The 23,922-nt window shown below is 64.3% G+C and carries 19 protein-coding genes; 6 read left to right on the top strand and 13 right to left on the bottom strand.

Features of this window, described 5'->3' with window-relative positions; translation table 11 throughout:
- Window positions 1-2: 2 nt before the first annotated feature.
- Genes ABT375_RS20105 through ABT375_RS20090 form a run of 4 tightly spaced genes read right to left on the bottom strand, consistent with a single transcriptional unit; the run spans window position 3 to window position 5,338 of the window.
- Window positions 3-905 carry a VOC family protein gene (locus ABT375_RS20105; protein WP_416465789.1) on the bottom strand — a complete coding sequence of 301 codons (903 nt, stop codon included), beginning with the start codon at window positions 903-905 and terminating at the stop codon, window positions 3-5.
- Between the two features lie 11 nt (window positions 906-916).
- Complete coding sequence (locus ABT375_RS20100; protein ID WP_261937315.1) at window positions 917-2,032, bottom strand: FAD-dependent oxidoreductase; 1,116 nt, start codon at window positions 2,030-2,032, stop codon at window positions 917-919.
- A 40-nt stretch (window positions 2,033-2,072) separates the two neighbouring features.
- Window positions 2,073-3,041 (bottom strand): MBL fold metallo-hydrolase, encoded by a 969-nt coding sequence (locus ABT375_RS20095; RefSeq protein WP_416465787.1) that lies wholly within the window; start codon window positions 3,039-3,041, stop codon window positions 2,073-2,075.
- A 5-nt stretch (window positions 3,042-3,046) separates the two neighbouring features.
- Window positions 3,047-5,338 carry a TonB-dependent receptor gene (locus tag ABT375_RS20090; RefSeq protein ID WP_416465785.1) on the bottom strand — a complete coding sequence of 764 codons (2,292 nt, stop codon included), beginning with the start codon at window positions 5,336-5,338 and terminating at the stop codon, window positions 3,047-3,049.
- Between the two features lie 110 nt (window positions 5,339-5,448).
- On the opposite strand from ABT375_RS20090, the gene ABT375_RS20085 reads away from it, so the two are divergent.
- Together ABT375_RS20085 and ABT375_RS20080 are read left to right on the top strand one after the other, a co-directional pair.
- The gene (locus ABT375_RS20085) at window positions 5,449-6,354 is read left to right on the top strand and encodes a LysR family transcriptional regulator (protein ID WP_224546875.1); all 906 of its coding nucleotides are present in this window, start codon (window positions 5,449-5,451) and stop codon (window positions 6,352-6,354) included.
- Between the two features lie 557 nt (window positions 6,355-6,911).
- Window positions 6,912-8,387 (top strand): MFS transporter, encoded by a 1,476-nt coding sequence (locus tag ABT375_RS20080; RefSeq protein WP_261937312.1) that lies wholly within the window; start codon window positions 6,912-6,914, stop codon window positions 8,385-8,387.
- Here the strand turns inward: ABT375_RS20080 and ABT375_RS20075 are convergent.
- The gene (locus tag ABT375_RS20075; RefSeq protein WP_416465783.1) at window positions 8,377-8,574 is read right to left on the bottom strand and encodes a hypothetical protein; all 198 of its coding nucleotides are present in this window, start codon (window positions 8,572-8,574) and stop codon (window positions 8,377-8,379) included. The genes ABT375_RS20080 and ABT375_RS20075 overlap by 11 nt on opposite strands.
- A 14-nt stretch (window positions 8,575-8,588) precedes the next feature.
- Entirely contained in the window at window positions 8,589-8,852 is a 264-nt protein-coding gene (locus tag ABT375_RS20070; protein WP_416465782.1) for a hypothetical protein, read from the bottom strand.
- 128 nt (window positions 8,853-8,980) lie between these two features.
- Here ABT375_RS20070 and ABT375_RS20065 point away from each other — a divergent pair, with 128 nt between their 5' ends.
- Window positions 8,981-9,673 carry a CDP-alcohol phosphatidyltransferase family protein gene (locus ABT375_RS20065; protein ID WP_224546870.1) on the top strand — a complete coding sequence of 231 codons (693 nt, stop codon included), beginning with the start codon at window positions 8,981-8,983 and terminating at the stop codon, window positions 9,671-9,673.
- A 216-nt stretch (window positions 9,674-9,889) separates the two neighbouring features.
- Here ABT375_RS20065 and ABT375_RS20060 read toward each other — a convergent pair whose 3' ends face one another.
- The 3 genes from ABT375_RS20060 to ABT375_RS20050 are packed head-to-tail and all read right to left on the bottom strand — an operon-like array spanning window position 9,890 to window position 15,550.
- Window positions 9,890-11,257, bottom strand: a complete 1,368-nt coding sequence (locus ABT375_RS20060) for an efflux transporter outer membrane subunit (protein WP_416465780.1) — start codon at window positions 11,255-11,257, stop codon at window positions 9,890-9,892.
- Entirely contained in the window at window positions 11,254-14,406 is a 3,153-nt protein-coding gene (locus tag ABT375_RS20055; protein ID WP_416465779.1) for an efflux RND transporter permease subunit, read from the bottom strand. The genes ABT375_RS20060 and ABT375_RS20055 overlap by 4 nt, the downstream gene beginning before the upstream one ends.
- A 10-nt stretch (window positions 14,407-14,416) precedes the next feature.
- Window positions 14,417-15,550: an efflux RND transporter periplasmic adaptor subunit gene (locus ABT375_RS20050; protein WP_416465777.1), complete on the bottom strand. Its 1,134-nt coding sequence runs from the start codon at window positions 15,548-15,550 to the stop codon at window positions 14,417-14,419.
- A 359-nt stretch (window positions 15,551-15,909) separates the two neighbouring features.
- Between ABT375_RS20050 and ABT375_RS20045 the strand changes: the two genes are divergently transcribed.
- Together ABT375_RS20045 and ABT375_RS20040 are read left to right on the top strand one after the other, a co-directional pair.
- Complete coding sequence (locus ABT375_RS20045) at window positions 15,910-16,638, top strand: response regulator (RefSeq protein ID WP_416465775.1); 729 nt, start codon at window positions 15,910-15,912, stop codon at window positions 16,636-16,638.
- The gene (locus ABT375_RS20040) at window positions 16,635-18,002 is read left to right on the top strand and encodes an ATP-binding protein (RefSeq protein ID WP_224546866.1); all 1,368 of its coding nucleotides are present in this window, start codon (window positions 16,635-16,637) and stop codon (window positions 18,000-18,002) included. Before ABT375_RS20045 ends, ABT375_RS20040 begins: the two co-directional genes overlap by 4 nt.
- Here ABT375_RS20040 and ABT375_RS20035 read toward each other — a convergent pair.
- Genes ABT375_RS20035 through ABT375_RS20020 form a run of 4 tightly spaced genes read right to left on the bottom strand, consistent with a single transcriptional unit; the run spans window position 17,999 to window position 22,204 of the window.
- On the bottom strand, window positions 17,999-18,319 hold the full coding sequence (locus tag ABT375_RS20035; protein ID WP_416465773.1) for a DUF3325 family protein: 321 nt from the start codon (window positions 18,317-18,319) through the stop codon (window positions 17,999-18,001). The genes ABT375_RS20040 and ABT375_RS20035 overlap by 4 nt on opposite strands.
- Window positions 18,316-19,824 carry a PepSY-associated TM helix domain-containing protein gene (locus tag ABT375_RS20030; protein WP_416465771.1) on the bottom strand — a complete coding sequence of 503 codons (1,509 nt, stop codon included), beginning with the start codon at window positions 19,822-19,824 and terminating at the stop codon, window positions 18,316-18,318. The genes ABT375_RS20035 and ABT375_RS20030 overlap by 4 nt, the downstream gene beginning before the upstream one ends.
- On the bottom strand, window positions 19,821-20,129 hold the full coding sequence (locus tag ABT375_RS20025) for a ketohydroxyglutarate aldolase (protein WP_416465769.1): 309 nt from the start codon (window positions 20,127-20,129) through the stop codon (window positions 19,821-19,823). Before ABT375_RS20025 ends, ABT375_RS20030 begins: the two co-directional genes overlap by 4 nt.
- Entirely contained in the window at window positions 20,126-22,204 is a 2,079-nt protein-coding gene (locus tag ABT375_RS20020) for a TonB-dependent siderophore receptor (RefSeq protein ID WP_416465768.1), read from the bottom strand. The genes ABT375_RS20025 and ABT375_RS20020 overlap by 4 nt, the downstream gene beginning before the upstream one ends.
- Before the next feature lie 224 nt (window positions 22,205-22,428).
- Here ABT375_RS20020 and ABT375_RS20015 point away from each other — a divergent pair, with 224 nt between their 5' ends.
- Window positions 22,429-23,922, top strand: coding sequence for a carboxylesterase/lipase family protein (locus ABT375_RS20015; protein WP_416465766.1), 1,494 nt, complete (start codon window positions 22,429-22,431; stop codon window positions 23,920-23,922).

Raw genomic sequence — 23,922 nt, 5'->3', positions numbered from 1 at the left:
GCTCAGACCTCCACAGCCTGGAACAGACCCTTGTCGGGCGCGGCATGCGGCATGGTCTGGGGACCGCCGACGCCGATGCCCCACTGGTCCATAATGCCGGGTGCGGGGGCATGGACCTTCGATTCATGGGCATTGAAGTCCACATCCTCCAGTTCGGAGCTATATTCGACCGCGAAGCCGGCGGGCGTGGTGAAATAGCTGAACGTGTTGTTGCCCGCCGTGTGACGACCCGGACCCCAGCGAATGTCGGTGCCCTTGAGCCGCAGCCGGTTGACGCCGACCATCATGTCGTCAATCGTCAGCATGTCATAGGCGACATGGTTGAGGCAGGGCGGTCCGGGCAGGAAGGCGATGCGGTGATGCGCGCTGTTGCAGCGCAGGAAGCACATGAAATCGCCCAGCCAGTCGCTGACCTTGAAGCCCAGCACGTCGCAGAACCATTCGACCATCGCCTTGTGATCGGGCGAGTGCAGGACGATGTGGCTGATCTTCTGCGGCACGCCTTCCCAACGGACCAGGTCGCGCGGGGTGCGGCGGGCGACGTCGCTCGACACTTCGAAGGTCAGGCCGTCCGGTGAGAAGAAGCGGAAGCCGTAGCCACCACCCAGCGAATCCAGATCCTTGGGCGCAAAGATGATGCGGCAGCCCGAGGCGACGACCTTGTCATGCAGGGCGTCGACATCGGCGCGGCTGTCGGCGGCCAGCGCGATCACGTCGATACGCTGTTCTTCGGCCTGACGCAGGCGCACGACATGATGTTCATCGCCACCATCGGCAGCGAAATAGACCATGCCATCCTTTTCCCCAGCCTCGACCAGCTTCCACTGGTCGGCGTAGAAGGCGCGTTCGGCCTCCAGATCGGGCAGGGCGTAACCCATGTAGCGAATTTCTGTAACGCGGCTCATTATGACTTCCTTCAGATCGGCTGGGATACCATCGCGAACATCTCTGCGGTGGCTTTATGATTGTCGACGGGCGCGCCTTTACCGAGCTGGCCCATGCAGATTTCGAGCGATTTTTCGACGATATAGCGGCAGCGATCGTGGCGCCGGTCGCGATAGGCGGTCAGCGCGCCGTCCAGATCGGCATGGCTCGTCAGTTCTTCCGCCAGCACGATGCTGTCCTCGATCGCCATGCCCGCGCCCTGACCCAGATGGGGTGTCGTGGCGTGGACGGCATCGCCCAGCAGGACGACGCGGCCCTTATGCCAGGGACCGTCCAGCATGAACGCTTCGAGCGGCCGATAGACCACGCCGTCATCGTCGGTGATCTGGTCGCCCAGCGCCTGGATGGCGGGCGAGCAACGGGCGATCTTTGCGCGCATGGCGGCGGCCAGTCCTTCGCGCGGATAACGAGGGTTGTCCGGTTCGGCGGTGGTCACGAACATATACATCAGGCTGGGCGAAATCGGCACCAGTCCGACGCCGGTCGGGCCATTATAGGCTTGCAGCGAGTCCATGCCTTCGGTGCGGGGCAGGTTGTAGCGCCAGACCGCCTGGCCGGTATAGTGCGGCGACGGCGCGTCGGGGAACAGCAGCGTGCGGGTCTGCGAATAGACGCCGTCCGCGCCCACGACCAGATCGAAGCTGTCCTGCGTGCCGTCGGAAAACTGCACGACCACCCGATCGCCCTGATCATCGATGCTGGTCGCGGTGACGCCCAGCCGCACCGTGGCCCCCGATGCGATCGTGCGATCGCCCAGAACCTTGTGCAGGGCAGGGCGGCCGACGCCGAGATTGGCCGGATAGCCTTCGACCAGACGCGGGGAGGGGACGCGCGCGACCTTCGTACCGTCGGGCGCGAATATTTCGACCGTGTCGAAGCCTGCGCCGGCCGCGACATATTCGTCCAGCAGGTTCAGATGCGCCATGGCGCGCAGCACGTTGGACTGCTGGATGATGCCGACGCCATAAACCGACCAGTCGGGATCGCGTTCGATGACGGTGACGTCGAACCCCTTCCCGCGCAGGGCGATCGCGGAGGTGAGACCACCTATGCCCCCGCCGATGATGAGGATATTATAGTTGTCCATGGTCGGTTCAGAGCCTCATGAGAAGGGGGCGGAAGGGCAATCAAAAGCGGTCGAGATCGTTGGCGATCGCGACCGGTCCGGTGAAACTTTTGCCGATGGTGGCGACATAGGCGCGGGTCCGTGCGGCATCGGGCGTTCCACCGGCCATGTGGGTGACCGTCACCGCCTTCACTTTGGCCCGTGCGGCCAAAGCGCCGACTTCTTCCGGCGTCAGGTGATGGGTGGTCAGATGCTGGACCATCGTCGCCTTGACGCTGGCGGGCATGTTGGGGCTGGTGCGTGCGACGCGATCCATAGTGGCGCCCATGTCGATCATTTCGCTGACCAGCAGGTCGGCGCCCGATGCCAGCCGTTCGACGGCGGTACTGGGTCCGGTGTCGCCGGTATAGGCGATGGACCGGTCCGGCAGGTCGAACCGCAGTGCGAAGGACTTGTAGTTGCGATCCTCCACGCTGCCGGGCGCGAAGTCATAATGGGTATTTTGCGCGACGCCGACTTTCATATCGTCCACGTCGATGGTTTCGCCGTCGCGCAATTCGATCACCGACACGGTGTTTTCGGGCGGGGTCCAGGACTTGCCGGGAATGCCATAGCCCGCCTTGGCCGACGGCTGGAGACCGGCGATCAGCCCGGCCACCAGTTCGCGCGTGCCGGGCGGGCCATAGATGGCCAGCACGTCGCGCGCGTCGGTCTGGTTGCGCAATCCCAATATAGCCGCCAGTCCGCCGATATGATCGACATGCAGGTGGCTGAGGAAAATGGCGCGCACCGTCGGCAGAGGGAGGCCCGCCCGCGCCATCTGCTCCACCGTGCCGTCTCCGGTATCGACCAGGTAGGTTTTCCCATCGCGGACAATGGCGTTGGCGGGTTGCGACCGATGCCCGTCCGGCACCGGACCGCCCATCGTCCCCAATGTGACGAAGGCGGTGCGCGGCGGCGCGGCCGCCGCCGCTGTGGCCAGCAGGGCGAGCACGCCGGATAGCGCCGCACAGGTGATCCGGGCGGACATGGTCCTCACAGGTTGAAGCCCAGGCGCACGCCATAGGTGCGCGGCGGACGCAGCGTACCCACGGGGAAGTCGAGGATCGGGCGCGTGCCCGCGCGGGCCAGCACTTCCTTGTCCTCGATATTGTTGATGAAGGCGGTGACGCTCCATTTGTCCTGCGGCCCTTCCAGCGTCAGGAACGCGTCGGACATCATGAAGCTGCCCTGCTTTTCCTCTTGCCGGAAGTTGGAGTTCAGGAAGCGGCTGGATTCGATGCTGGACCGGGCGCCCGCGACCAGCGCCATGTCCCCGCCGATGCGGAAACTGTGCTGATAGCCCAGGTTGATCGCCCATTTGGGCGAATTGACGGTCGGCTTGCCCGAACAATCGATGTCGTAGAAGCGCGCGTTATTGATGCCGGGATTGGCGAGCCGCGTTCCCGTGATCGTGCAGCCAGTCGTGACGGGCGCGCCGGTGGGCGAGAAATTAGCGGTCTGGAGGCTCTTATATTTGCCGTTCAGATATTGGACGGTGACGTTGAACAGATCGTCGCGCGTGGGGGCGAAGCGCGCCTCCACTTCCGTACCGAAGATACGCGACTTGCCCGCATTGGCGGTGAGCGATCCTTGCGCGAACAGGCCGTTGCCGGTCCGCACGCCGCCCACGAAGGTCACCTGCTGGTCCTTATAGTCCCAGTAAAAGGCTTCGATATTGAGCTGGAGCTTGTTGCCGAAGAAGCGGTTTTTCGCCCCGACCGTATAGGCGGTCAGGCTTTCAGGCGCGAAGCTGTTGCTCGGCGGGGCCGCGACGAAGAAGCCACCCGATTTGAAGCCGGTCGCGACATTGGCATAGACCAGCGACGCGGGACCGGCGTCATATTCGACCCCGGCCTTCCAGGTGAATTTGGTAAAGGTAAGGTCGCCGGTGATCGGTGCGCCCAGCGGCGGATCGACAGGGCCGGGCAATCCGCCGCCAACCGACGCGGTCAACTGCGACTTGTCTTCCCGCGTATAGCGCCCGCCACCGATCAGGCGCAGATCGTCGCTGATGTCGAAGGTCAACTGGCCGAAGGCGGCCAGGCTCTGCGTCTTGAGGCGGGGGGTGAAGCGGGTGGTGGAAATCCGGCCCTGACGGAAATAGTTGAGCGTGTCCTGCTGCTCGTTGAAGAAGAAGGCGCCCAGCACGTAGCGCAGACGCTGGTCGGAGGCCGATGTCAGCCGCGCTTCCAGCGACATTTGTTCCGCATTATCCTGTATCTCGCCCCGAAAACCGGGGAGATAGGTGCGGAAATTCGCTTCCGACTTGCGCCAGGCGGGGATGACGGACAGCGTGGCAAAGCCCATGTCGCCATCGACCTGCGCGCTCAGCCCATAGAAATGATTGTCGAGATAGCCGTCGCTGCCGGCATTTTCGATGCAGCCGCTGGCGATGAAACCACCTGCGCAGAAGGGCGGGGCGAACAGCGTGGAGGCATAGCCGTTGATCGCCGCGATCGCGCGGGGATCGGAAATACTGACCCGGTCGTCGACCGACGGCACCGCAAAGGCCTTGCTGGGCAGCAGTACCGCACCGCCGCCTTTTCCACCCTGATGATAATAGTCGCCGACGATGTTGATCGACCAGATGTCCGACGGCTTGAGCAGGAAGGATGCGCGCACCGCCTCGCCCTTGTCATCGTCATAGCCGTCGGAAATATAGCCGTCGCGATCTACCACCTGGCCCGCGACACGCAGCGCGGCGATGTCGCCAATGGGCACGTTGACCGCCAGAAAGCCCTTCTTGCTGTCATAATTGCCATATTCGGCCAGCCCTTCGACGCCGAACTTACCCAGGATCGGCTGTTTGGGCAGGACGTTGATCGCGCCGCCGGTGGCGTTGCGGCCATACAGCGTGCCCTGCGGTCCCTTGACCACCTCGACCCGCTCCAGATCGTAGAAGACGCCGGCGGGTGCGGTCGGGCGGCCGACATAGACGCCGTTGAAATTGAAGGCGATCGCGTTTTCGGAGAAGCTGTTCTGCGAATTGGTGCCGACGCCGCGCAGGAAGAAGCTGGTCGTTCCGCCCGTGGGTTGCACGACGAGGGCCGGCACCAGCTTGCCCAGGTTCGACGTTTCGGTGATGCCCGACCGGGTCAGATCATCGCCTGTGACGGCGGTGACGGCGATGGCGGCTTTTTGCAGACTTTCCTCGCGCCTTTGGGCGGTCACGACGATTTCTTCCAGTCCACCGTCGGAGGATTGCGTATCCGCATCCTGCGCGATCGCGACCTGTGGCGCGATCACGCCGGCCAACATCGTCGCGCTCCAAAAAATGCTTTTCATGCTTCCTCCCTTTAAGCCCGATCTGTGCGGGATGGACGCGAGGTGACATGATTTAAAAAAGCAGTAAAATGGATGATATATGTTGAAAACGATCAATAGGATTGATGATTATGAGGCTGGACCGGTTTGACCTCAACCTGCTGGTGGCATTCGACATATTGGTGGAGGAGAGGAACGTCACTCGTGCGGCCAGGCGCCTGAACCTGACGCAATCGGCAATGAGCGCCGCGCTACGCCGCCTGCGGGAAGCCTTTGCCGACGAGATCCTGGTGCAGCATGGCAAGAAGATGATTCCAACCGCGGCGGCTCTGTCTCTTGCACCGGAAATTTCCGCGGTAGTGGCGGATCTGCGCAGCCTAATCGCGCGTGGCCTCAGCTTCGATCCATCACAGAGCCAGCGCATTTTTCGGATCGTCGCGTCCGATTATGTCACGACGGTTCTGATCGGCCCGATGCTCGAGCGATTGCAGAAGTCGGCGCCGGGCATCAGGATCGAGATCACGCTGCCGCGCAACGATATTCACGAACGGCTGGAGGATGGCGAACTCGATTTCATTGTCGCGCCCGAGCGCTTTCTGGAAGGGCCGCATCCGCGCGAACTTCTGTTTGAAGAACGGCATGTGGTTGTAGGATGGTCGGGCAATCCGTTGCTGGACCAGCCTCTCACGGAAGAACTTTACTACAGCGCCGGCCACGTCGCGGTGAGCGTTTCACGCGATGGCACGTTCATCGAAAATCACCTGCGGGAGAATGGTGATCGCCGCCGGATAGAGATTATTTGCGCGGCCTTTAGCCAGGCTGCCTGGATGTTGCCCGGAACGACCAGACTGGCGCTGATGCACGAAAGGCTGGCTCAGGTAATGGCGTCAAGATTGCCGTTGCGCATCGTGGATGCGCCCGTTGATTTACCGATCATGCGGGAAATGCTGCAATATCATCATGCGCGGGCGGCAGACACCGGCCTTACATGGTTTCGCGAACAACTGCGCAATGCCACCGCCGATCGGATAGGGTGAGGGAGGGATGCTTGGCGCTTAACGTCGCATATCTTCCGCTGGCTTGATATTAATGTCCTGGATTCGACATTTTGTTTCATATGAGGTGTGGGGGTCAATCCGGAACTTCCGGAACTTCGTTCATGTCGCATGTGCGGAATTTAGATGCAGTTTACAGGCGAAGAACCCGGATGCGCCGTTGGGCAGGGCGACGACGATGGGAAAGAGCCGTAACGGGCATAGCATCGGCGCGGCCTGTAGGACAGGAACCGTCACGATGCGGGACAGGTCGGCCGTGAACCGGGCAAGGCGGTCGAGCGCGGGGCTGCGCCGGAGCGCGCGATCATCATGCTGTCGCCACCCGATAGGATCGACTGGCCAATATTTTCCCGATCTACCGACTGTAAACACGACCGATTTGAAGGCTGGCAAGCGATTTCCGCAGCTTGGCTTCAGGGCGAAATGGCGATCCGGAATGAATTCGTATACGCAGCTTGTCCTGTCCATCATGCCATGCGACCGCTCGCGGTTTGATGCAGGCGGGTGGCGAGCCGGCCGCGGCGACGGGAGGGGTAGCTATGGACAAGCCGAGACAGGGCCTTGCCGGATTGTGGAACATCAGTTTCGGCTTTTTCGGCATCCAGATCGGCTTCGCGCTGCAAAACGCCAATATGAGCAGGGTCTTCCAGTCGCTGGGCTCCAGCATCGACGACCTGTCCGCCTTATGGGTGGCCGCACCGCTGACCGGATTGCTGGTTCAGCCCATCGTCGGGCATCTTTCCGACCGCACCTGGCTCGGTCGGCTCGGCCGTCGCCGTCCCTATTTTTTGGCCGGCGCGATCCTCTCTGCACTGGCGTTGCTGGGAATGCCGCAGAGCGACGGGCTGTTGATGGCGGCGTTGCTGCTGTGGATGCTCGACGCCAGCCTCAATATCTCGATGGAGCCGTTCCGCGCCTTTGTAGGCGACATGTTGCGCAAGGATCAGCACACGATCGGCTATGCGGTGCAGACCGCCTTCATCGGCGCCGGCGCGGTGGTGGGGTCGCTCTTCCCTTATCTGCTCGACCATCTGGGGGTCGCCAATGTCGCGGCGGCGGGACAGGTGCCCGACACCGTTCGCTACAGTTTTTGGGCGGGCGCCGCCGCATTGCTGGCCGCTGTGCTCTGGACGGTATCGACGACGCGAGAATATGCGCCGGACCAGATGCGCGCCTTTGCCGATGCCGACGAAACAGCCACCCCAGCGCCCGATCTGGCAAGCCGCGCCATCGGTCCATGTTTTGCCTGGATCGGCGCGGGCGCGGTCGTCGCGCTGCTGGTCGCTCTGTGGGCGATGGAAAAGGAAGTCTATCTGCTCGCCGCGCTGCTGGCGGGCTATGGCTTGGCCAGCCTGATCGCGATCCACTTGGCGCGCACGGGGCGAAGCGCGCATATGCTGGCGCATATCGTGGGCGATATCGGGGGTATGCCGCCGATCATGCGACGACTGGCCTTGATCCAGTTCTTCAGCTGGTCGGCGCTCTTCATCATGTGGATTCACACCACGCCGGTCGTCGCCCAATATATGTTCGGGTCGGCCGATCCCGCCAGCGCCGCCTATCAGGCCGGTGGCAATTGGGTGGGGGTGCTTTTTTCGGTATATAACGGCGTCGCCGCGATTGCGGCCCTGACCCTGCTGCCCTGGCTTGCGGGGCGGATCGGCAAGGCGCCGACCCACGCGCTGTGCCTGGTCGCGGGCGCGGCTGGCTTCGCCAGCTTTCTGGTCGTGCGCGATCCAGACCTGCTGTTGCTGAGCGAAGTGGGGGTCGGCATCGCCTGGGCCTCGATCCTGGCCATGCCTTATGCCATGCTCGCCTCCAGCCTGCCGCAGGCCAAGCTCGGCGTCTATATGGGCGTGTTCAACATCTTCGTGGTGCTGCCGCAGTTGCTGGTGGCGACGGCGATGGGATCGGTCATGAAGGCCTTCTTCCCCGGCGACCCGATCTGGACCATGGCCTTCGCCGCTGGGACGCTGCTGCTGGCGGCGCTGGCGACATTGCGGATCAGAGCGTGAGCCGGCGCAGCAATTCGAGCGGCACATGACGACGGATATCAGAGGAATTCCACCACGCCATCCTGCGCGATTCCGCTACGGAAATGGCTGTACCGCGCCAGGGATGCAGTTTTTGCAATTGCGAGCGCACCGTTCGCACTTGCAAAAACTCACCATTTGGTACACAAAGAAGCTGCCTTTCAGGCATCCTCTCCTAAAACTTTACGAGCTGGTCTTCGGATCGGCTCTTTTTTTGTCTTCGTCGGATTCGGATAGCGTGTCGTCCAGACCCTGCGGCATCTTCCAGGCGACGCCATCGTCCAGATAGGCCTCCAGTTCGCGCCAATGCCGGTCCCATCCCGGACCACGGCGGGCCGGGGGCACTTCCTGCTCCACCATCAGCCGCGCACGGCGGACCGGATTGGATGGCCTCTGTTCCATCCTTACCACGATATCGCGCACATCCTGGGGCCGGTCCTTACTCATATGCTTCTCCACGGGGCGTCCCGCCCGATCATGCGCCTTTGGCCCGGAAGCCAAGGAACAGGCAATGGGCTTAATCGGTGCGGCGCAACGAATATTGTCTATTCGTCATCCTTCCGTCATAAAGCCCCATGTCATTGCCATCCGGCCAGTCGGCCCCGCCCATCGCCCGTATCCAGCAGAATGTTCTCGCCGTGGCGGAAAGGCGCCTGCTCAACTGGCTGTGCGCCCATATGCCGCGCTGGGTTACGCCCGACATGTTGACCGCGCTGGGCATGGTCGGCGCATTCGCCATTTTCGCCGGTTATGCCGCCAGCAACTGGGGCGTCGACTGGCTATGGCTCGCGATCGCAGGCTATGCGCTGCAATGGTTCGGCGACTCCCTGGACGGCAGCCTGGCGCGGTTCCGCCATATCGAGCGGCCGTCCTACGGCTATTTCATCGATCATAGCTGCGATGGCCTGGCCACCTTGCTGATCCTCGCGGGCATGGGGGCCAGCCCCTATATCCGCATGGACGTCGCGCTGGTCGCGCTGGCGGGCTATCTGCTGCTGTCGATCCACGCCTATTTGTCGGCGCGGGTGCTGGGCGAATTCAAACTATCCTATCTGGCGGCCGGCCCGACCGAATTGCGATTGCTGCTGATCGGGCTGACGATCGCGATGATGTTGCTGGGCTATGCCCCCGGCTGGTTCGGCGCGGTGTCGGGGTTCGACCTGTTCGTGGGAATAATCGGCGCGATTCTAGTGCTGCTGTTCATCGGTCAGACGCTGACGACGGCCAAGCGGCTGGCGTCGTCCGAGCGCACTGGCCTGCCGCGCTAGCCTGACGCCGTCAGGGGCGGCGCGGCATGTGGTCGCGCGCGCCGCAGCGCGATATCAATTCGTTGAGGCGCACTTCATCCTGCGCGCCCGACGCAAATAACTTGCAGAGCCAATCCAGACACCGTGCCAGTAGCAGCATGGTTCCTCTCCCTTATTATCCGCGCATGATAACAGATTCGTGGCGCGGGAGAAGGGGAAAGAAAGGGACATGGCGGCTTACTGATCTGCGCCGACCACCCGATAGAGCAGCACCCGGTTGCTCACCAGGGCAAGGTCGGTAGAAATAGACGATTGCCGAGCGCTGTAGAGCACGCGCTGGCTGGTCAGCGCGGTCAGGAACGTGTCGATCCCCGAGCGATAGCGCTGGTCCGCCAGATCATAGGCCCGTTGGCTGGCCGCCACCAGCCGCCGCTGCGCCGCCTGTTGCGCGTCGATCGTGCCTTCGCGCGCCAGCCCGTCGGCGACTTCGCGAAAGGCTGTCTGGACCGCCTTTTCATATTGGGCGACATAGAGATCGCGCTGCGCCTTGCTATAGTCCAGATTCCCGCGGTTCGCGCCGCCGAAGATCGGCAGGCTGGCCGACGGACTGGCGGACCAGGCGAAACCGCTGCCGGTGAACAGCGACGAGAGGGCGGAACTCGCCACGCCGATCGCCGACGTCAGGCTGATCGTCGGGAACATCGCAGCGCGCGCCGCGCCGATATCGGCATTGGCGGCCTTGAGCTGATGCTCCGCCTGCAGCACGTCGGGCCGCCGAAGCAGCACGTCCGACGACAGGCCGGCCGGCACCTTGGCGATGCCGGCAATCAGGCTGTCGAGCGAGCCGGGCAGCAATGCCTCTTCGACCGGGGCGCCCACCAGCAGGTCGAGCGCGTTACGATCCTGGGCGACCTGGGTGATGTTGGCGGCGACGTCCGACGCCGCCTGCTCTACCGTCGTCTCGGCCTGATGGACGTCCAGCTTGCCGGTAAGGCCGGCGCCATTGAGCTTGCGGGTGATGTCCAGCGTGCGCTGGGCGCTCGCCTGCGTCTGGCGAGAAACCGCCAGCAGTTCCCGGTCAGCCGCCAGCGTCGCATAGGCGGTTGCCGTCTCGGCGATCAGCGTGATCCGGGTCGATCGCGCGCCTTCCTCGGTCGCCAGATAGGTTTCCAGCGCCGATTGGGCCATGTTGCGGACGCGGCCGAACAGATCGATCTCGAACGCGCTGAAACCGACATCGGCGCTGTAATTATTCTGCCTGCTGTCATTCTGGCGCGTGAAGCTGGCGCCGGCGTCGGCGGTGATGGTGGGCAACTGGGCGGCGCGCTGCACCCCATATTGCGCCCGCGCCGACTGGATGTTCGCAAGCGCGACGCGCAGATCGCGATTGTTCGCGAGCGCGCGGTCGATGACGGTGCGGAGCTTTGCGTCGCCGATCAGCTCGGTCCAGGCCAGCCCGGCCTGTTGTCCCGCCTGGCCTGGCGCATAGGCTTCGCCGCTGGGCAGCGTTGGCGGCACGGGCGCCGCCGGCCGCACATAAGTCGGCGCCATGTTGCATCCGGCGAGCGCCAATAGCGAGACGGTCGACAAGCGAAGGCGGATCATGCCGGAACTCCTGCATCGGGCGCCGGGGCAGGCGGCGCGGCCTTCCCTTCGCTAGCGCCAAACAGGCTGGCGATGGTGACGAAGAAGAGCGGTACGTAGAAGATAGCCAGCACCGTCGCGGTCGTCATGCCGCCGACCACCGCCGTACCGATTGCAACACGGCTCTGTGCGCCTGCGCCCGTCGCGATCGCCAACGGGATGACGCCGGCGATGAAGGCGAGGCTGGTCATCAGGATCGGGCGGAAGCGCAGTCGTGCCGCTTCCAGCGCTGCGGACAGCGCGTCCTTGCCCTGTTTGTGCGCCAGTTCGGCGAACTCGACGATCAGGATCGCATTCTTCGCCGCCAGGCCCATGGTCGTGAGCAAACCGACCTGGAAGAAAATATTATTCTCCAGCCCGCGCGCCCACACCGCGATGACCGCGCCGACCAGGCCGAGCGGGATCACCAGCAGCACCGCCAGCGGGATCGACCAGCTTTCATAAAGCGCGGCGAGGCACAGGAATACGACCAGCACCGACAGGCCATAGAGCAGCGGCGCCTGACCGCCGGACAGTTGCTCCTGATAGGACAGGCCGCTCCACGCATAGCTGGTGCCGGCGGGCAGCTGCTTCTGCAGTTCGACCATCCGGTCCATGGCTTCGCCCGAACTGGCGCCCGCGCCAGCCTGGCCCTGAATCTCGAAGGAGGACAGGCCATTGAAGCGCGCCATCGTGCTCGGTCCCATCGTCCAATGGGTGGTCGCGAAAGCGGAAAAGGGCACCATTTCGCCGGTACTGCTCGACCGCACCATCCAGTTGTCGATATCGGTCGGCAGCGCGCGATAGGCCGCATCCGCCTGCATATAGACGCGCTTCACCCGACCGCGATCGACGAAGTCGTTGACATAGGTGCTGCCCCAGGCGGAACTGAGCACGTTGTCGACACTGCTCTGGGTCAGGCCCAGAACGGCCAGCTTCTCATTGTCGATATCCACCTTGAGCTGCGGCGTATCCTCCAGCGAAGCGGCGCGTACGCCGGCCAGCAAGGGATCCTTCGACGCCGCGTCGATCAACTGGTTGCGCAGCTCCAGAAAACGCGCGCGGCTGAGGCTGCCATTGTTGAGCAGTTCGAAGGTGAAGCCGTTCGACTGGCCCAGGCCACGGATGGCCGGCGGCGTCATGCCCAGCACCCTGGCGTCGCGGATCGCGGCAAGTTGCTTGGTGGCGCGCCCGGCGATAGACCCGGCCGTGTTCGCCGCCCCCTTGCGATCGTCCCATGGCGCTAGGTTGATGAAGCCCTGGCCGACATTCTCGCCCTGGCCCTGGAAGCTGAATCCGGTCATGATGAAGGCGTAGGCGACATTGTCCTTTTCATCGTTCAGGAAATAATTCTGCACCTGGTCGATGACAGCGGCGGTCCGGCTGGACTTGGCGCCGGCGGGCAGCGTGACCTGCACCATCACCTGTCCCTGATCCTCGACCGGCAGGAAGCTGGATGGCAGGCGCACGAAGAGCAGCACCAGCAGCGCCAGCACGACGACATACAGGCCCCAGAACAGCTTGCGGCGGCCCAGCACCTGCTCCGTGCGGCGAACATAACCGCCGGTCAGTCGCTCGAACCAGCGGTTGAACTTGCCGGCCCAGCCCCTGTCGCGATGTTCCTCGCTCGCGGATTTGAGGATGGTCGCGCACAGCGCCGGCGACAGGATCAGCGCGACGACCACCGACAACAGCATCGACGACACGATAGTTATGGAAAACTGGCGGTAGATGACGCCGGTCGATCCGCCGAAAAAGGCCATGGGCAGCAATACGGCGGAGAGGACGAGTGCGATGCCGACCAGCGCGCTGCCGATCTCCTCCATCGACTTGATCGTCGCCTCACGCGGGGAGAGACCTTCCTCCTCCATGATGCGCTCGACATTTTCCACCACGACGATCGCGTCGTCGACCAGCAGGCCGATGGACAGGACCATGCCGAACAGGGTCAGCGTGTTGATCGAATAGCCGAACAAGGCGAGAATGCCGAACGTGCCCAGCAGCACCACCGGCACCGCGATCGCCGGGATCAGCGTCGCGCGCCAGCTTTGCAGGAAAACGAACATCACCACCACGACCAGCGCGACCGCTTCGAGCAGCGTCTTGATGACCTCCTCGACCGACAGCTTGATGAAGGGTGTCGTGTCGCGCGGAAAGACGACCTTGTAACCGTGCGGCAGGCTGGACGAGAGTTCCGCGACCTTGGCCTTGACCAGTTCCGCGGTCTTGAGCGCGTCCGCGCCCGGCGCCAGTTGCAAAGCGACGCCGGAAGCCGGGTGGCCGTTCAGTCGCGCCGCCGTGGTGTAGCTTTCATTGCCCAATTCGACACGCGCCACGTCGGACAGATGGACGATCGATCCATCTGTCTGGGTCTTGACGATGATGTTGCGGAACTGTTCGGGTGTCTGCAGACGCGCGCGCGCCGTCACGGTTGCGTTGATCTGCTGCCCGGCGGGCGCCGGGTCGGCGCCGATCTGGCCCGCCGACACTTCGACATTCTGCGCCGAAATTGCGCTCTGCACGTCCGACGGCATCAGTTTGACGGCGGCCAGCTTATAGGGGTCCAGCCACACCCGCATCGCATATTGCGAGCCGAAAATCTGGGTTGCGCCGATGCCGTCGATGCGCGCGATCGGGTCCTGAAAATTATTGACCAGATAATCGGCGATGTCCGCCTGCGTCGCCGTGTCCGTCTCGTCGTAGAGGCCGACCAGCATCAGGAAGTCGGTCTGCTGCTTGGTGACGGAAAGGCCCTGCTGTTGCACCGCATTGGGCAGGCGACTGAGCGCCTGCTGCACCCGGTTCTGCACCTGCACCTGCGCGGTGTCGGGATCGGTCCCCTTCTGGAAGGTGACGGTGATCCGCGCCTGCCCCGTAGCGGTCGAGGAAGAGGAAAAATACATCAGGCCGTCGATGCCTGTCAGCTGCTGTTCCAGCACCTGCGTGACGCTGGTTTCCACGGTTTCGGCCGAGGCACCGGGATAGGTGGCGCTGATGCCGACGCCGGGCGGGGCGATGTCGGGATATTGGGCGATGGGAAGCGACAGCATCGCGCCCAGACCCGCCAGCATGATGCCGATGGCGATGACCCAGGCGAAAATCGGCCGTTCGATGAAATAGCGGCTGAGCAAGGGCCGGCTCCTATTGCGCTGTCTTGATGGCGACAGGCTTTACGACGTCGTCGGCCTTCACCTTGTCGGTGCCCTCGACGATCAGGCGGTCGCCGGCCTTGAGACCCGCGGTGATCAGCCATTTGTCGCCGATCGCCTGAGCGGCGGTGACGATACGGCGTTCGACCTTGTTCGCCTTGTTCACGACCAGCGCCGTGGCATTGCCCTTGGGATCGCGGTTGATGCCCTGTTGCGGCGCCAGAATTGCGCCGGGCACCACCGATTGCGGCGCGATCACGCGGACGAACATGCCGGGCATCAGCAGCCCGTCAGGATTGGGAAAGCGCGCGCGCAACGTCACCGTGCCGCTGTTGACGTCGACGATCGGCTCGGCGAATTCGATCCGGCCTTCCTGGGGATAGTCGGTGCCATCTTCCAGTTTCAGGCGGATGGTCGCGCTGGCCGCCAGCGTCTTGCCCGCCGCCAGCGACCGGCGCAGCGCCAAAATCTGCGAACTGGACTGGGTCACGTCGACATAGATGGGGTCGAGCTGCTGGATCGTGGTCAGCGGGTCGGTCTGGCTGGTCGTCACCAGCGCGCCGGGGGTGAACAGGGTGCGACCAATACGACCGCTGATCGGCGCGCGGACCAGTGTGAAGTCGAGATTGACGCTGCTGGTCTGAAGGCTGGCGCGCGCCTGCTGCACCGCGGCGCTCGCCTGGCGCGCGGTCGCGATTACATCGTCGCGGTCCTGCGCGCTCACCGCTTCGGTATCGCCCAGGCTGCGATAGCGTTGCGCCTTGGCCTGCGCCGCTGCGGCGGTCGCCTGCGCACTGGCCAGACTGGCCTGCGCCTCGTCGCGCGACGCGCGATAGAGACGTGCGTCGATCTGGTAGAGCGGCTGGCCGGCGCTGACCATCGATCCTTCGGTGAACAGCCGCTTCTGGATCAGCCCCGCCACTTGCGGCCGCACTTCCGACATCATGGTCGATACGGTGCGGCCGGGCAGCTCGCTGGACACGGTGGCGTCCTGCGTGCTCAGCGTGACCACGCCCACTTCCACCGGCCCTTTTTGCGGCGGCTTTTGCTGGCCACATGCCGCAAGCGACAGGCCAAGAGCGATCGGTGCGACCCGAAGGCTGCGCAGGGTGGCGGAAATGAGCATGGTCTGACGCTTATCCTCGAAGGCGTGCCGGACAGATCCCTGCGATGCCTGCCGATGCATGGAGGAGACCGGACCGGGCGCACGAGGGGGAGGGGGGAGGGACGTGCGCGACCGATTCGGGCCGTTGCACCGGGTTTCCAGCCAGGATGGCAGGGTTAGGCATCGCAAGGACTCCGTTGGCGTCGGCAGGGGAGCCGACAAGGCCCTCTTCGCGGCTTTGCCCGTCTCATGGTAGAGCGACTGTTTTTCGGAATGCGACGACGCGTTGCATGAGCGCGCAACTTCGTATCGCTTTGTATCGGCCTGTATCAGGCGCGAAGAAGCGCAGACTTTTAACCCGTCGCGCGCTAGGACAGGCCATGGTCGATGCTGCATCCTTCCGTCCCGCCACGGTGCTGGTGGTCGATGACGACGCCGATATTCGCGACCTGATCGTCGGGCAGTTGCGGCAGGAAAATTATCGCCTGCTGGCCGCCGCCAGTCTCGGCGACCTGCGCCAGACGCTGCGCGACGAGGCGGTCGACCTCATTGTCCTCGATCTCAACCTGCCCGACGGCGATGGCCTGTCGCTGTGCCGCGAACTGCGGGCGGAGGGATCGGACGTGCAGATCATCATGGTGACCGCGCGCGGCAGCGCGATCGACCGGGTGCTGGGGCTGGAACTGGGCGCCGACGATTATCTGACCAAGCCGTTCGAGCCGCGCGAACTGCTGGTGCGCATCCGCAATTTGCTGCGGCGCGGGCGCAGCGGGGTCGCGGCACGCGCCGGCACCACGCGCTACGCCCATATCGGCCCGTGGCGGGTGGATATGGTGCAGCGCCGGCTGGTCGCCCCCGACGACCGGCTGGTGATGCTGTCCTCGGCCGAATTTCGACTGCTCAGCCGTTTCATCGACGAACCCAATGTCGTGCTGGACCGGGAGACATTGCTGCCCGAACGGCGCGCCACCGCCGCGTTCGACCGGTCGATCGACCTGCAGATCAGTCGGTTGCGGCACAAGCTTTCGACGCTGCCGGGTGGCGAGGATCTGATCCTGACGGTCCGGGGCGAAGGCTATGTCCTCGCCTGTTCGGTGGAGCATTCATGATCGGCAAGGCGTTCGGGCGCGCGCGCGCTTTCTTCCGGTCGATGGCGGGACAGATTTTCCTGATCCTGACGCTGGGCATGTCGGTCGCCGCGATCATCGCGCTGCTGGTGGCGGAACAGACGCGCCGGCATGACTTCGAACGGGTGCGCCGCCAGCGTGTCATCGCCAGCGCGGTCGATGTCGCCGATCGTTTCCGCAGAGATCCAAAGCGCATCGAAAAGATGATGGCGACGCACAGCATCATCGGCGTAGCGCCCGCGCCTGAAGGCATAAGCCTGAACGAGCCGGATTCCGACCTCGAATCCCTTCTGCGTGCGCGCTTTGGCCCGCAATCCCAGCCGGAAGCGGGCCAGGTGCCTGCCGGCCTCTGCTTCCCCGATCGCTACAAATCCAAGGAATTCGTGGCGGGGCTTGTCGATGCGCCGCGCCCGGATTGCTGGGTGGTGCGCTATACCGACGGTATCGGCCAGCGCCGGGCGATCGCCCTCAGCTTCCCGCGTCTCGCCAAGCCGCCCAGCACCATCTTCAACCCGCTCTACCTGATCGTCATCATCGCCTCTTCGGCTGGCTTGGCGATTCTGGTTGCGCGCATCGTGTCGAAACCGCTGCGGCGGCTGGAACAGGCGGCGGAGGCCTTTTCCGTCTCGCTCGACCCGGAGGAGATACCCGAACGCGGACCGGAGGAAGTGCGCGCCGCCCTGTCCACCTTCAATCTCATGCAGCGCCGCGCGCGCGCGGGCTTTGCCGAACGGACCCAACTGCTCGCTGCGATCAGCCATGATCTCCAGACGCCGCTGACCCGTCTGCGGCTGCGGCTGGAACTGGTCGAGAATGAAGAACTGCGCGCGCGCCTGTTGCAGGATCATCAGGCGATGCAGACCCTGGTGCGCGAAGGGCTGGATCTCGCCAGCAGTATCGAGGCGCGCGAGGAATGGTCGGCGCTCGACATCGATTCGCTGCTGACGAGCATGGCGGAGGATGCCGAGGAACTGGGCGCGCCTGTTCGTTTCCTGCGCGGGTGCGGCGGCACGGTGCGCGTCAAGCCCAATGCGCTGACCCGCTGCATCGCCAATCTGGTCGACAATGCCGTGCGCTATGGCGGCAGCGCGGAAATTAGCTGCGCGCGATCGGGCGGCAGGTTGCTGATCCATGTGCGCGATCATGGCCCCGGCATTCCCGCCGATCAGCTAGACCAGATGTTCGAACCCTTTACCCGCGGCGCCAGCAGCCAGCCGGGCGGGCGCCACGGCACCGGCATCGGCCTCACCATCAGCCGGTCGCTGGCGATGAGTTTCGAGGCTTCGGTGCGGCTGCGCAACGCCGAGGATGGCGGCCTGATCGCCACCATCGACATGAAGGCCTAGATCAGCAACCCGGCGATCGTCAGCACAGCCGCCGCCGCTACGCCCGCACGCGGCACCGCCGGGCGATAGGTCATGCCCAGCACCAGAACGCTGCCCAGCAGCGGCAGCAGGCCGATCCAGGCGACCAGAGCCATGCCGACATCCGTCCACAGCCACAGGCTGAGCAGCGACAGACCCAGCAGCGTCCAGCCCGCCAGTTCCAGATGGGCGACCCAGGAACGACGTTGCCATATATCCAGCAAAACCGGCCGATGCCGCTGCATCCGTCCCGCCAGCGCGAACAGGGCGAGGTAGAGGAGGCCGATGGTGAGCATCATGCCGGCGCCATCCGGCGACGCACCGGCGTCGGGGCGCTGCGGCGGCGCAACTGCTTCCAGACCAGCAGGGCCAGCGCAACCGCCATTGCGGTCAGCAGCATATTGCCGGCCATGACCGTCACGTCCCCCGCCCAGATCGGTCCCAGGGCAGCGGCAAGGGCGCACAGCGCCGCCAGCAAGCCGAGCAACAGCGGCCAGCCAAGCGCGGGCGGCAGGACCAGCCCGAGCAGCAGCGCCGCGCCTGCGCTCCATAGCGCCACCGACACTTCCTGCTGCGCGCGCGCCGCCAGGCCTAGCGGCAGCAGACGATTGGCGACCAGGAACGCCGCCATACCGATCGGTACGCCCGCCAGCCCGCCGACATTCAGCCGTTCCAGTAGCCGGTTGCCGATCGACAGCGGGGCGCGTTCGCGTCGCTTGACGATCCAGAGAACCATGCCGCTGGCGATCGCCAGGGTCAGCATCGCGCCGCCCAGAAAATAGAGCCAGCGCGTCAAGAGCGGCGCGAAATGCGCCATATGGAGGCCATAGATGGTCTGGTAGGTCCGGATGCCCGCGCGTTTTTCGGTCCAGGCCTTCAGCACCTTGCCGGTCGCGCCGTCGAAGCTGATCTCTGCGGGCAGATAGCCGATCGATGCCGTCTCGACCGGGTAGACGGTGACCACAGCGCCGGAATCTCCCGGATTGAAGATGTAGACCCGATTTACCGGGGCACCTGCGAAATGGCGCTGGGCCCGCGCCAGCATCGGCCCAATCGGCGCGAGCGTTGCCTTGGTCCCGGTCGGCGCCTTCGTCACCGCACCGGGGGTCAGGTCGCTGTAAAGCGCCATCAGATCATCGCCATAGGCCGCCGTCATGCCCCAGGGCATGTTGAGCGACGCCAGCGTGAGCAGGCCGGTGAAAGTGATCATGACGTGGAAGGGCAGGGACAGCACCCCCAGCGCATTATGCCCGTCCAGCCACGATCTTTGCCCCTTGGCCGGGCGGAAGGTGAAGATGTCCTTGAAGAAGCGCTTGTGCGCGATGACGCCGGTGACGATCGCCACCAGCATCAGCATGGCCGCCAGCGATGCCAGCAACCGGCCCCAGGGATAGGGCAGTTCCAGTTCAAAATGCAGGCGATAGAAAAATTCCCCGCCCAGCGTGTCGCGCGCCACCGGCGCGCCGCTCACCGGATCGAGCGCGCGACTGAGATAGGCGCCGCCACTGTCGTAGGACGCTTCGACGACATTGGAGCGGCCGTCCGGCGCAGCCAGATACCAGCCGGTCGATCCGGTCGTGTTGGCCGACAGCCAGTCGGTAGCCGCAGTGATCGCCCGGACAGGATCGGCCTGCCCGCTGACCTCCGGACGCATCCAGCGGCTGATCTCCGGCTTGAATACGCTCAACGTGCCCGCCAGACACATGATGAAGAGGATGTGTCCGAACAGCAGCCCGGTCCAGCCATGCAGCCAGGCCATCGCCTGACGGGCGCCGTCACGCACCATCGCGCTCGTCCCGCTCATGCCGGTTGCCCCGCGATCCAGGCGATGCCGCCCAGCGCCGCCGCCGCCAGCGCGACACCAGCGATCGCGCGCCACGGCCCGCGCGCCAGAAAGGCCCAGATCGTAACGGCGGGCGCCACCATATAGGCCATCAGGGTCGCGATCGTCACCGCCTCAACCCGTGCCATCGGCAAAGTGCGCGCCAGCGCCGCCGCCGCGAGCGCCGCCACGCCATAGGCGCCGACCGTCCCGGCGATCGTGCGCAAAGCCACATTGGCGCGATAACGCCAACCACTGCGCAGCGGGCGAGCGGAAACCTTGCTCAAAAATCGAGCCTCATGGTCGCCAGCGCGCTACGCGGCGCGGCATAATAGGCCTGGCCCCACATCAGGCTGTTGAGATAGCGCGAGTTGGTGACGTTGCGCACATTGACGCTGGCGCTGACATGCGCGGCCAGCTTCACGCTCGTCATCAGGTCCAGCACGGCATATCCCTTCTGCCGGACGGTGGCCCCGTCCGCTTCCGTGCTGATTGCATTCTGCCATCGCAGCTGTCCACCCAGCTTGAGGTCGCTGAGTTGGGGAATCATATAGGTCGTCGACAATTTCAGGGTGCGCGTCGGCAGCCAGGTGCGGGTGTCGTCGCCGTCGTCATCCTCTATGTCGAGATGGGTATAGCCCCCGCTCAGGCTCCACTGGTCGGTGATGTTGCCGGCGACCTCCAGTTCGAACCCGGTCGAGGTCGTATCGACGCCGATATAATAGCTGCGCACGCTATCCTCGAACGTGCCGGCATAGTCGGCCAGGCCGCTTTGCTTGGCGCGGAAGACGGCGGCGGTGGCGTAGAGGCGACCGTCGAACCACTGGCTCTTGATTCCCGCCTCAAGGCTGGTGCCCTTGGCCGGAGCGAGACGATGGTTGTCCACATCCACTTCGGGCTGCGGATTGTAGATGTCGGTGTAGCTCGCATAGAGCGAGACATGCTTGTCGAGATCGAAGATCAGGCCGGCATAGGGGCTGAACTTGCTATCCTTGCGATATTGATCGACCGTATAGGCGGTGCCGGTTGTCTTGAGCCACATGAGGCTGCCGCCCACCACGGCCTTGAGCTTGTCCGTCAGCTTGAGGTGCGCCGCGCCATAGACGCGGGTCAGGCGGTCCTTATAGTCGGACGCCAGATAGGGATCGGGATAGGCCGGCTCGGCCAACAGGCCCTCGTCCCATTGGCCGATGGCGGGATATTCCAGCAGATCGGCGGAAAAGCCTTCCCACTCCTTGCTATGGGCGGAGGCGGTCGAGACGCCGAAAGCGACGCTATGTTCGCGGCCCAGCAGGGTGACGGGGCCGGAGGCATAGAAATCGCCCAGATATTGTTTGAAGGCCGACGGATAAATGCCGGTCATGCCATAGACGCCCAGGCCCGTCTGCTTGTCCGGCGTGCCAAAGGCGTAGAGCAGCTTTGCCTGCTCGTCGAACTGCTTGTAGGTGAAGACGCCTTTGACCGACCAGCCATTGTCGAAGCCATAGGCCAGTTCGGCAAAGGCGTTCTGGTCGGTCGTGTTCCAATAGGTCCAGTCGGCGCTGGTGGAGGTGGAGCGCGGATAGCTGATCTGGGTAAGGTCGCTATAGACCAGAGGCAACGCCCCCCACAGTACGCCATCGGCGTTATTTTCCTGCCGCGCATAACCGATGGTCGCTTTGAGCTGTGGCGTCACCTGCCAACTGACGATACCGCCCATCACATCGCGGTTGACGTGATTATAGTCGAGATAGCTGTCCTTCTCCTCATGGGCGTAGATCAGCCGGGCAGACATGGTGTCGGTCAGCGGCACCGACACATCGCCTTCCAGCCGCCACTGGTTCCACGATCCCGCCTGCGCGGAGACTGTCGCCCGGAATTCATCCAGCGGCCGCTTGCGCACATAATTGATCGTTGCGGACGGATTGCCGATCCCGGTCATGATCGCATTGGCGCCGCGGATCGTTTCCACATTTTCGAAGAGGGCGGTGTCCATGTCGCCGAACTGGATGCCCGAAATCAGCGGCAGGCCGATGCCGTCGATCTGGAAATTAGTCACGTCGAAACCGCGGCTGTTATATTGCGTGCGATCCGTTTCGACCCGCTCCACATTGATGCCGACCGCCTGCGCCAGCAGATCGTTGACATTGGTGAGGGCATAATCCTCGATCCGCTCGCGATTGATGATGGTGATCGACTGCGGCGTTTCGCGCGGCGTCAGGGCCAGGCCCGTTGCGCTGCTGGTCTGATGATCGGCGATGCCGGTGACGATGATCTCGCTCTTCTCCGTTACCGAAGCATCCGCTTCGGCCGCTTTCGCGGTGTGGAGAGGCAGCAGCAACATGGCGCTGGCGAAAAGGGCGGATCGAGCGGGAACGGGCATGGCATGGTCCTTGGCGGTATGACCGGGCCGTTATCCGAAATGTAGAATGCGAGTCAATCGCATTAGCAATTATTGCCTATTTATCTCGCGATGTTGCGGCGCCTCTCCGGCTTCTGTGTCCAGCCGTTCGGCACCATGGGCGTGCGGTGCGGCAAAGGCTTTTCGCTCCATGCCGCATCATCCGCACCCTATGCTGCCGCGCAAGAGTGAGAGGAGCGGATGCAATGGAGATGATCGTGCCGACGGGGGCCGGCCTGGTGCGCGGCGCGATGGTCGGTGGCGTCGCCCGCTTTCTGGGCGTCCCCTATGCCGCCGCGCCGATCGGCGACCGCCGCTTCGCCCTGCCGCAACCGCCCGAATGTTGGGACGGCGTGCGCGATGCGCAGGCACCCGGCGCCAGCGCGCCGCAGCGGGTGCGCGGCGTGCCGGGCGTCGATGTCGAGGCGCTGGTGGGCAAGGGCTGGCTTCCCGGCGAGGATTATCTGACCCTCAACATCTGGAAACCGGCTGACGATCGGACCGCGTTGCCGGTCATGGTCTTCATCCATGGCGGCGGTTTCGTTTTGGGCAGCAAGGACGCAGCGGTGCAGGACGGCAGCGCCTTCGCCCGCGACGGCGTGCTGCTGGTGGCGATCAATTATCGGCTCGGGATCGAAGGTTTCCTGCCTATTCCCGGGATCCCGACAAATCTGGGCCTGCGCGACCAGATTTTCGCGTTGCAATGGGTGCGGGACAATATCGCGGCTTTTGGTGGTGATCCCGCCAACGTCACCGTCTTCGGCGAGTCCGCCGGGGCCATGTCGGTCGCGAACCTGATCGCCTCGCCGCTAGCCAAAGGGCTGTTCCGCCGCGCCATCGCGCAAAGCGGCCATGGCGCGATGACCCGCGACATCGGCGTTGCGCAACGCCTGGTGAAGGCGCTGGCGAAGCGGGTGAAGATCGCACCCGACGCCGCCGGATTCCGGTCGGTCGCACCGGGCGACATGCTGGACGCGATGGAGAAGGTCAGCCTGCCGACCGCGCGGCTCGACCTGCGCGACGCCGACGGGCGGGAGCCGGTGTTCGGCATCAGCCGCTTCGTCCCGGTCCATGGCGACGATGTCCTGCCGCAAAAACCGCTCGACGCGCTCAAGGCCGGGGCAGGGGCGCAGGTCGACCTGCTGATCGGCACCAATGCGGAGGAAATGAACCTCTATTTCGTGCCGACCGGCGTGCGGGAGAAGCTGGGCCGCCTGCTCGCGACCTGGTTCGTCCACAAGCATCAGCTGCAGGCGCGCAAGCTGCTCAAGGCCTATGGCATGGGCGCGGAGGGCGTGAAGCCCGGCCACGCCTTCACCGATGCCCTGCACGATCTGGTGTTCCGCTGGCCCGCCCGTCGTTTCGCCGAGGAGCATCGCGGGCGTACGCATATGTATGAGTTCGCATGGCGGTCGCCGCTGTTCGGCGGCCCCCGATCCGACGGTTTGGGCGCGGCGCATGCGATGGAACTGCCTTTCGTTTTCGACACGCTGGCCAGCGTTACCGGCCCCCAAGGGCTGTGCGGCGAAGCGCCGCCGCAAGCGCTGGCCGACCGGGTCCATCGCATCTGGGTCGATTTCGCCACCGACGGCCGCCTGCCCTGGGATGCGTTCACGCGCGACAATCGGCTGGTCTATCGACTTGCGGAAGGGGAGGCAGCTTATGAACCACCCATGCCCTGCGCGCCTTATCTGCCCTGA

The organism is Sphingomonas sp. VDB2 (assembly GCF_047946695.1).
GTDB classification, from domain to species: domain Bacteria; phylum Pseudomonadota; class Alphaproteobacteria; order Sphingomonadales; family Sphingomonadaceae; genus Sphingobium; species Sphingobium bisphenolicum.
The sequence above is the reverse complement of the archived record's forward strand: the minus strand, read 5'-3'. Positions and strand labels throughout refer to the sequence as shown.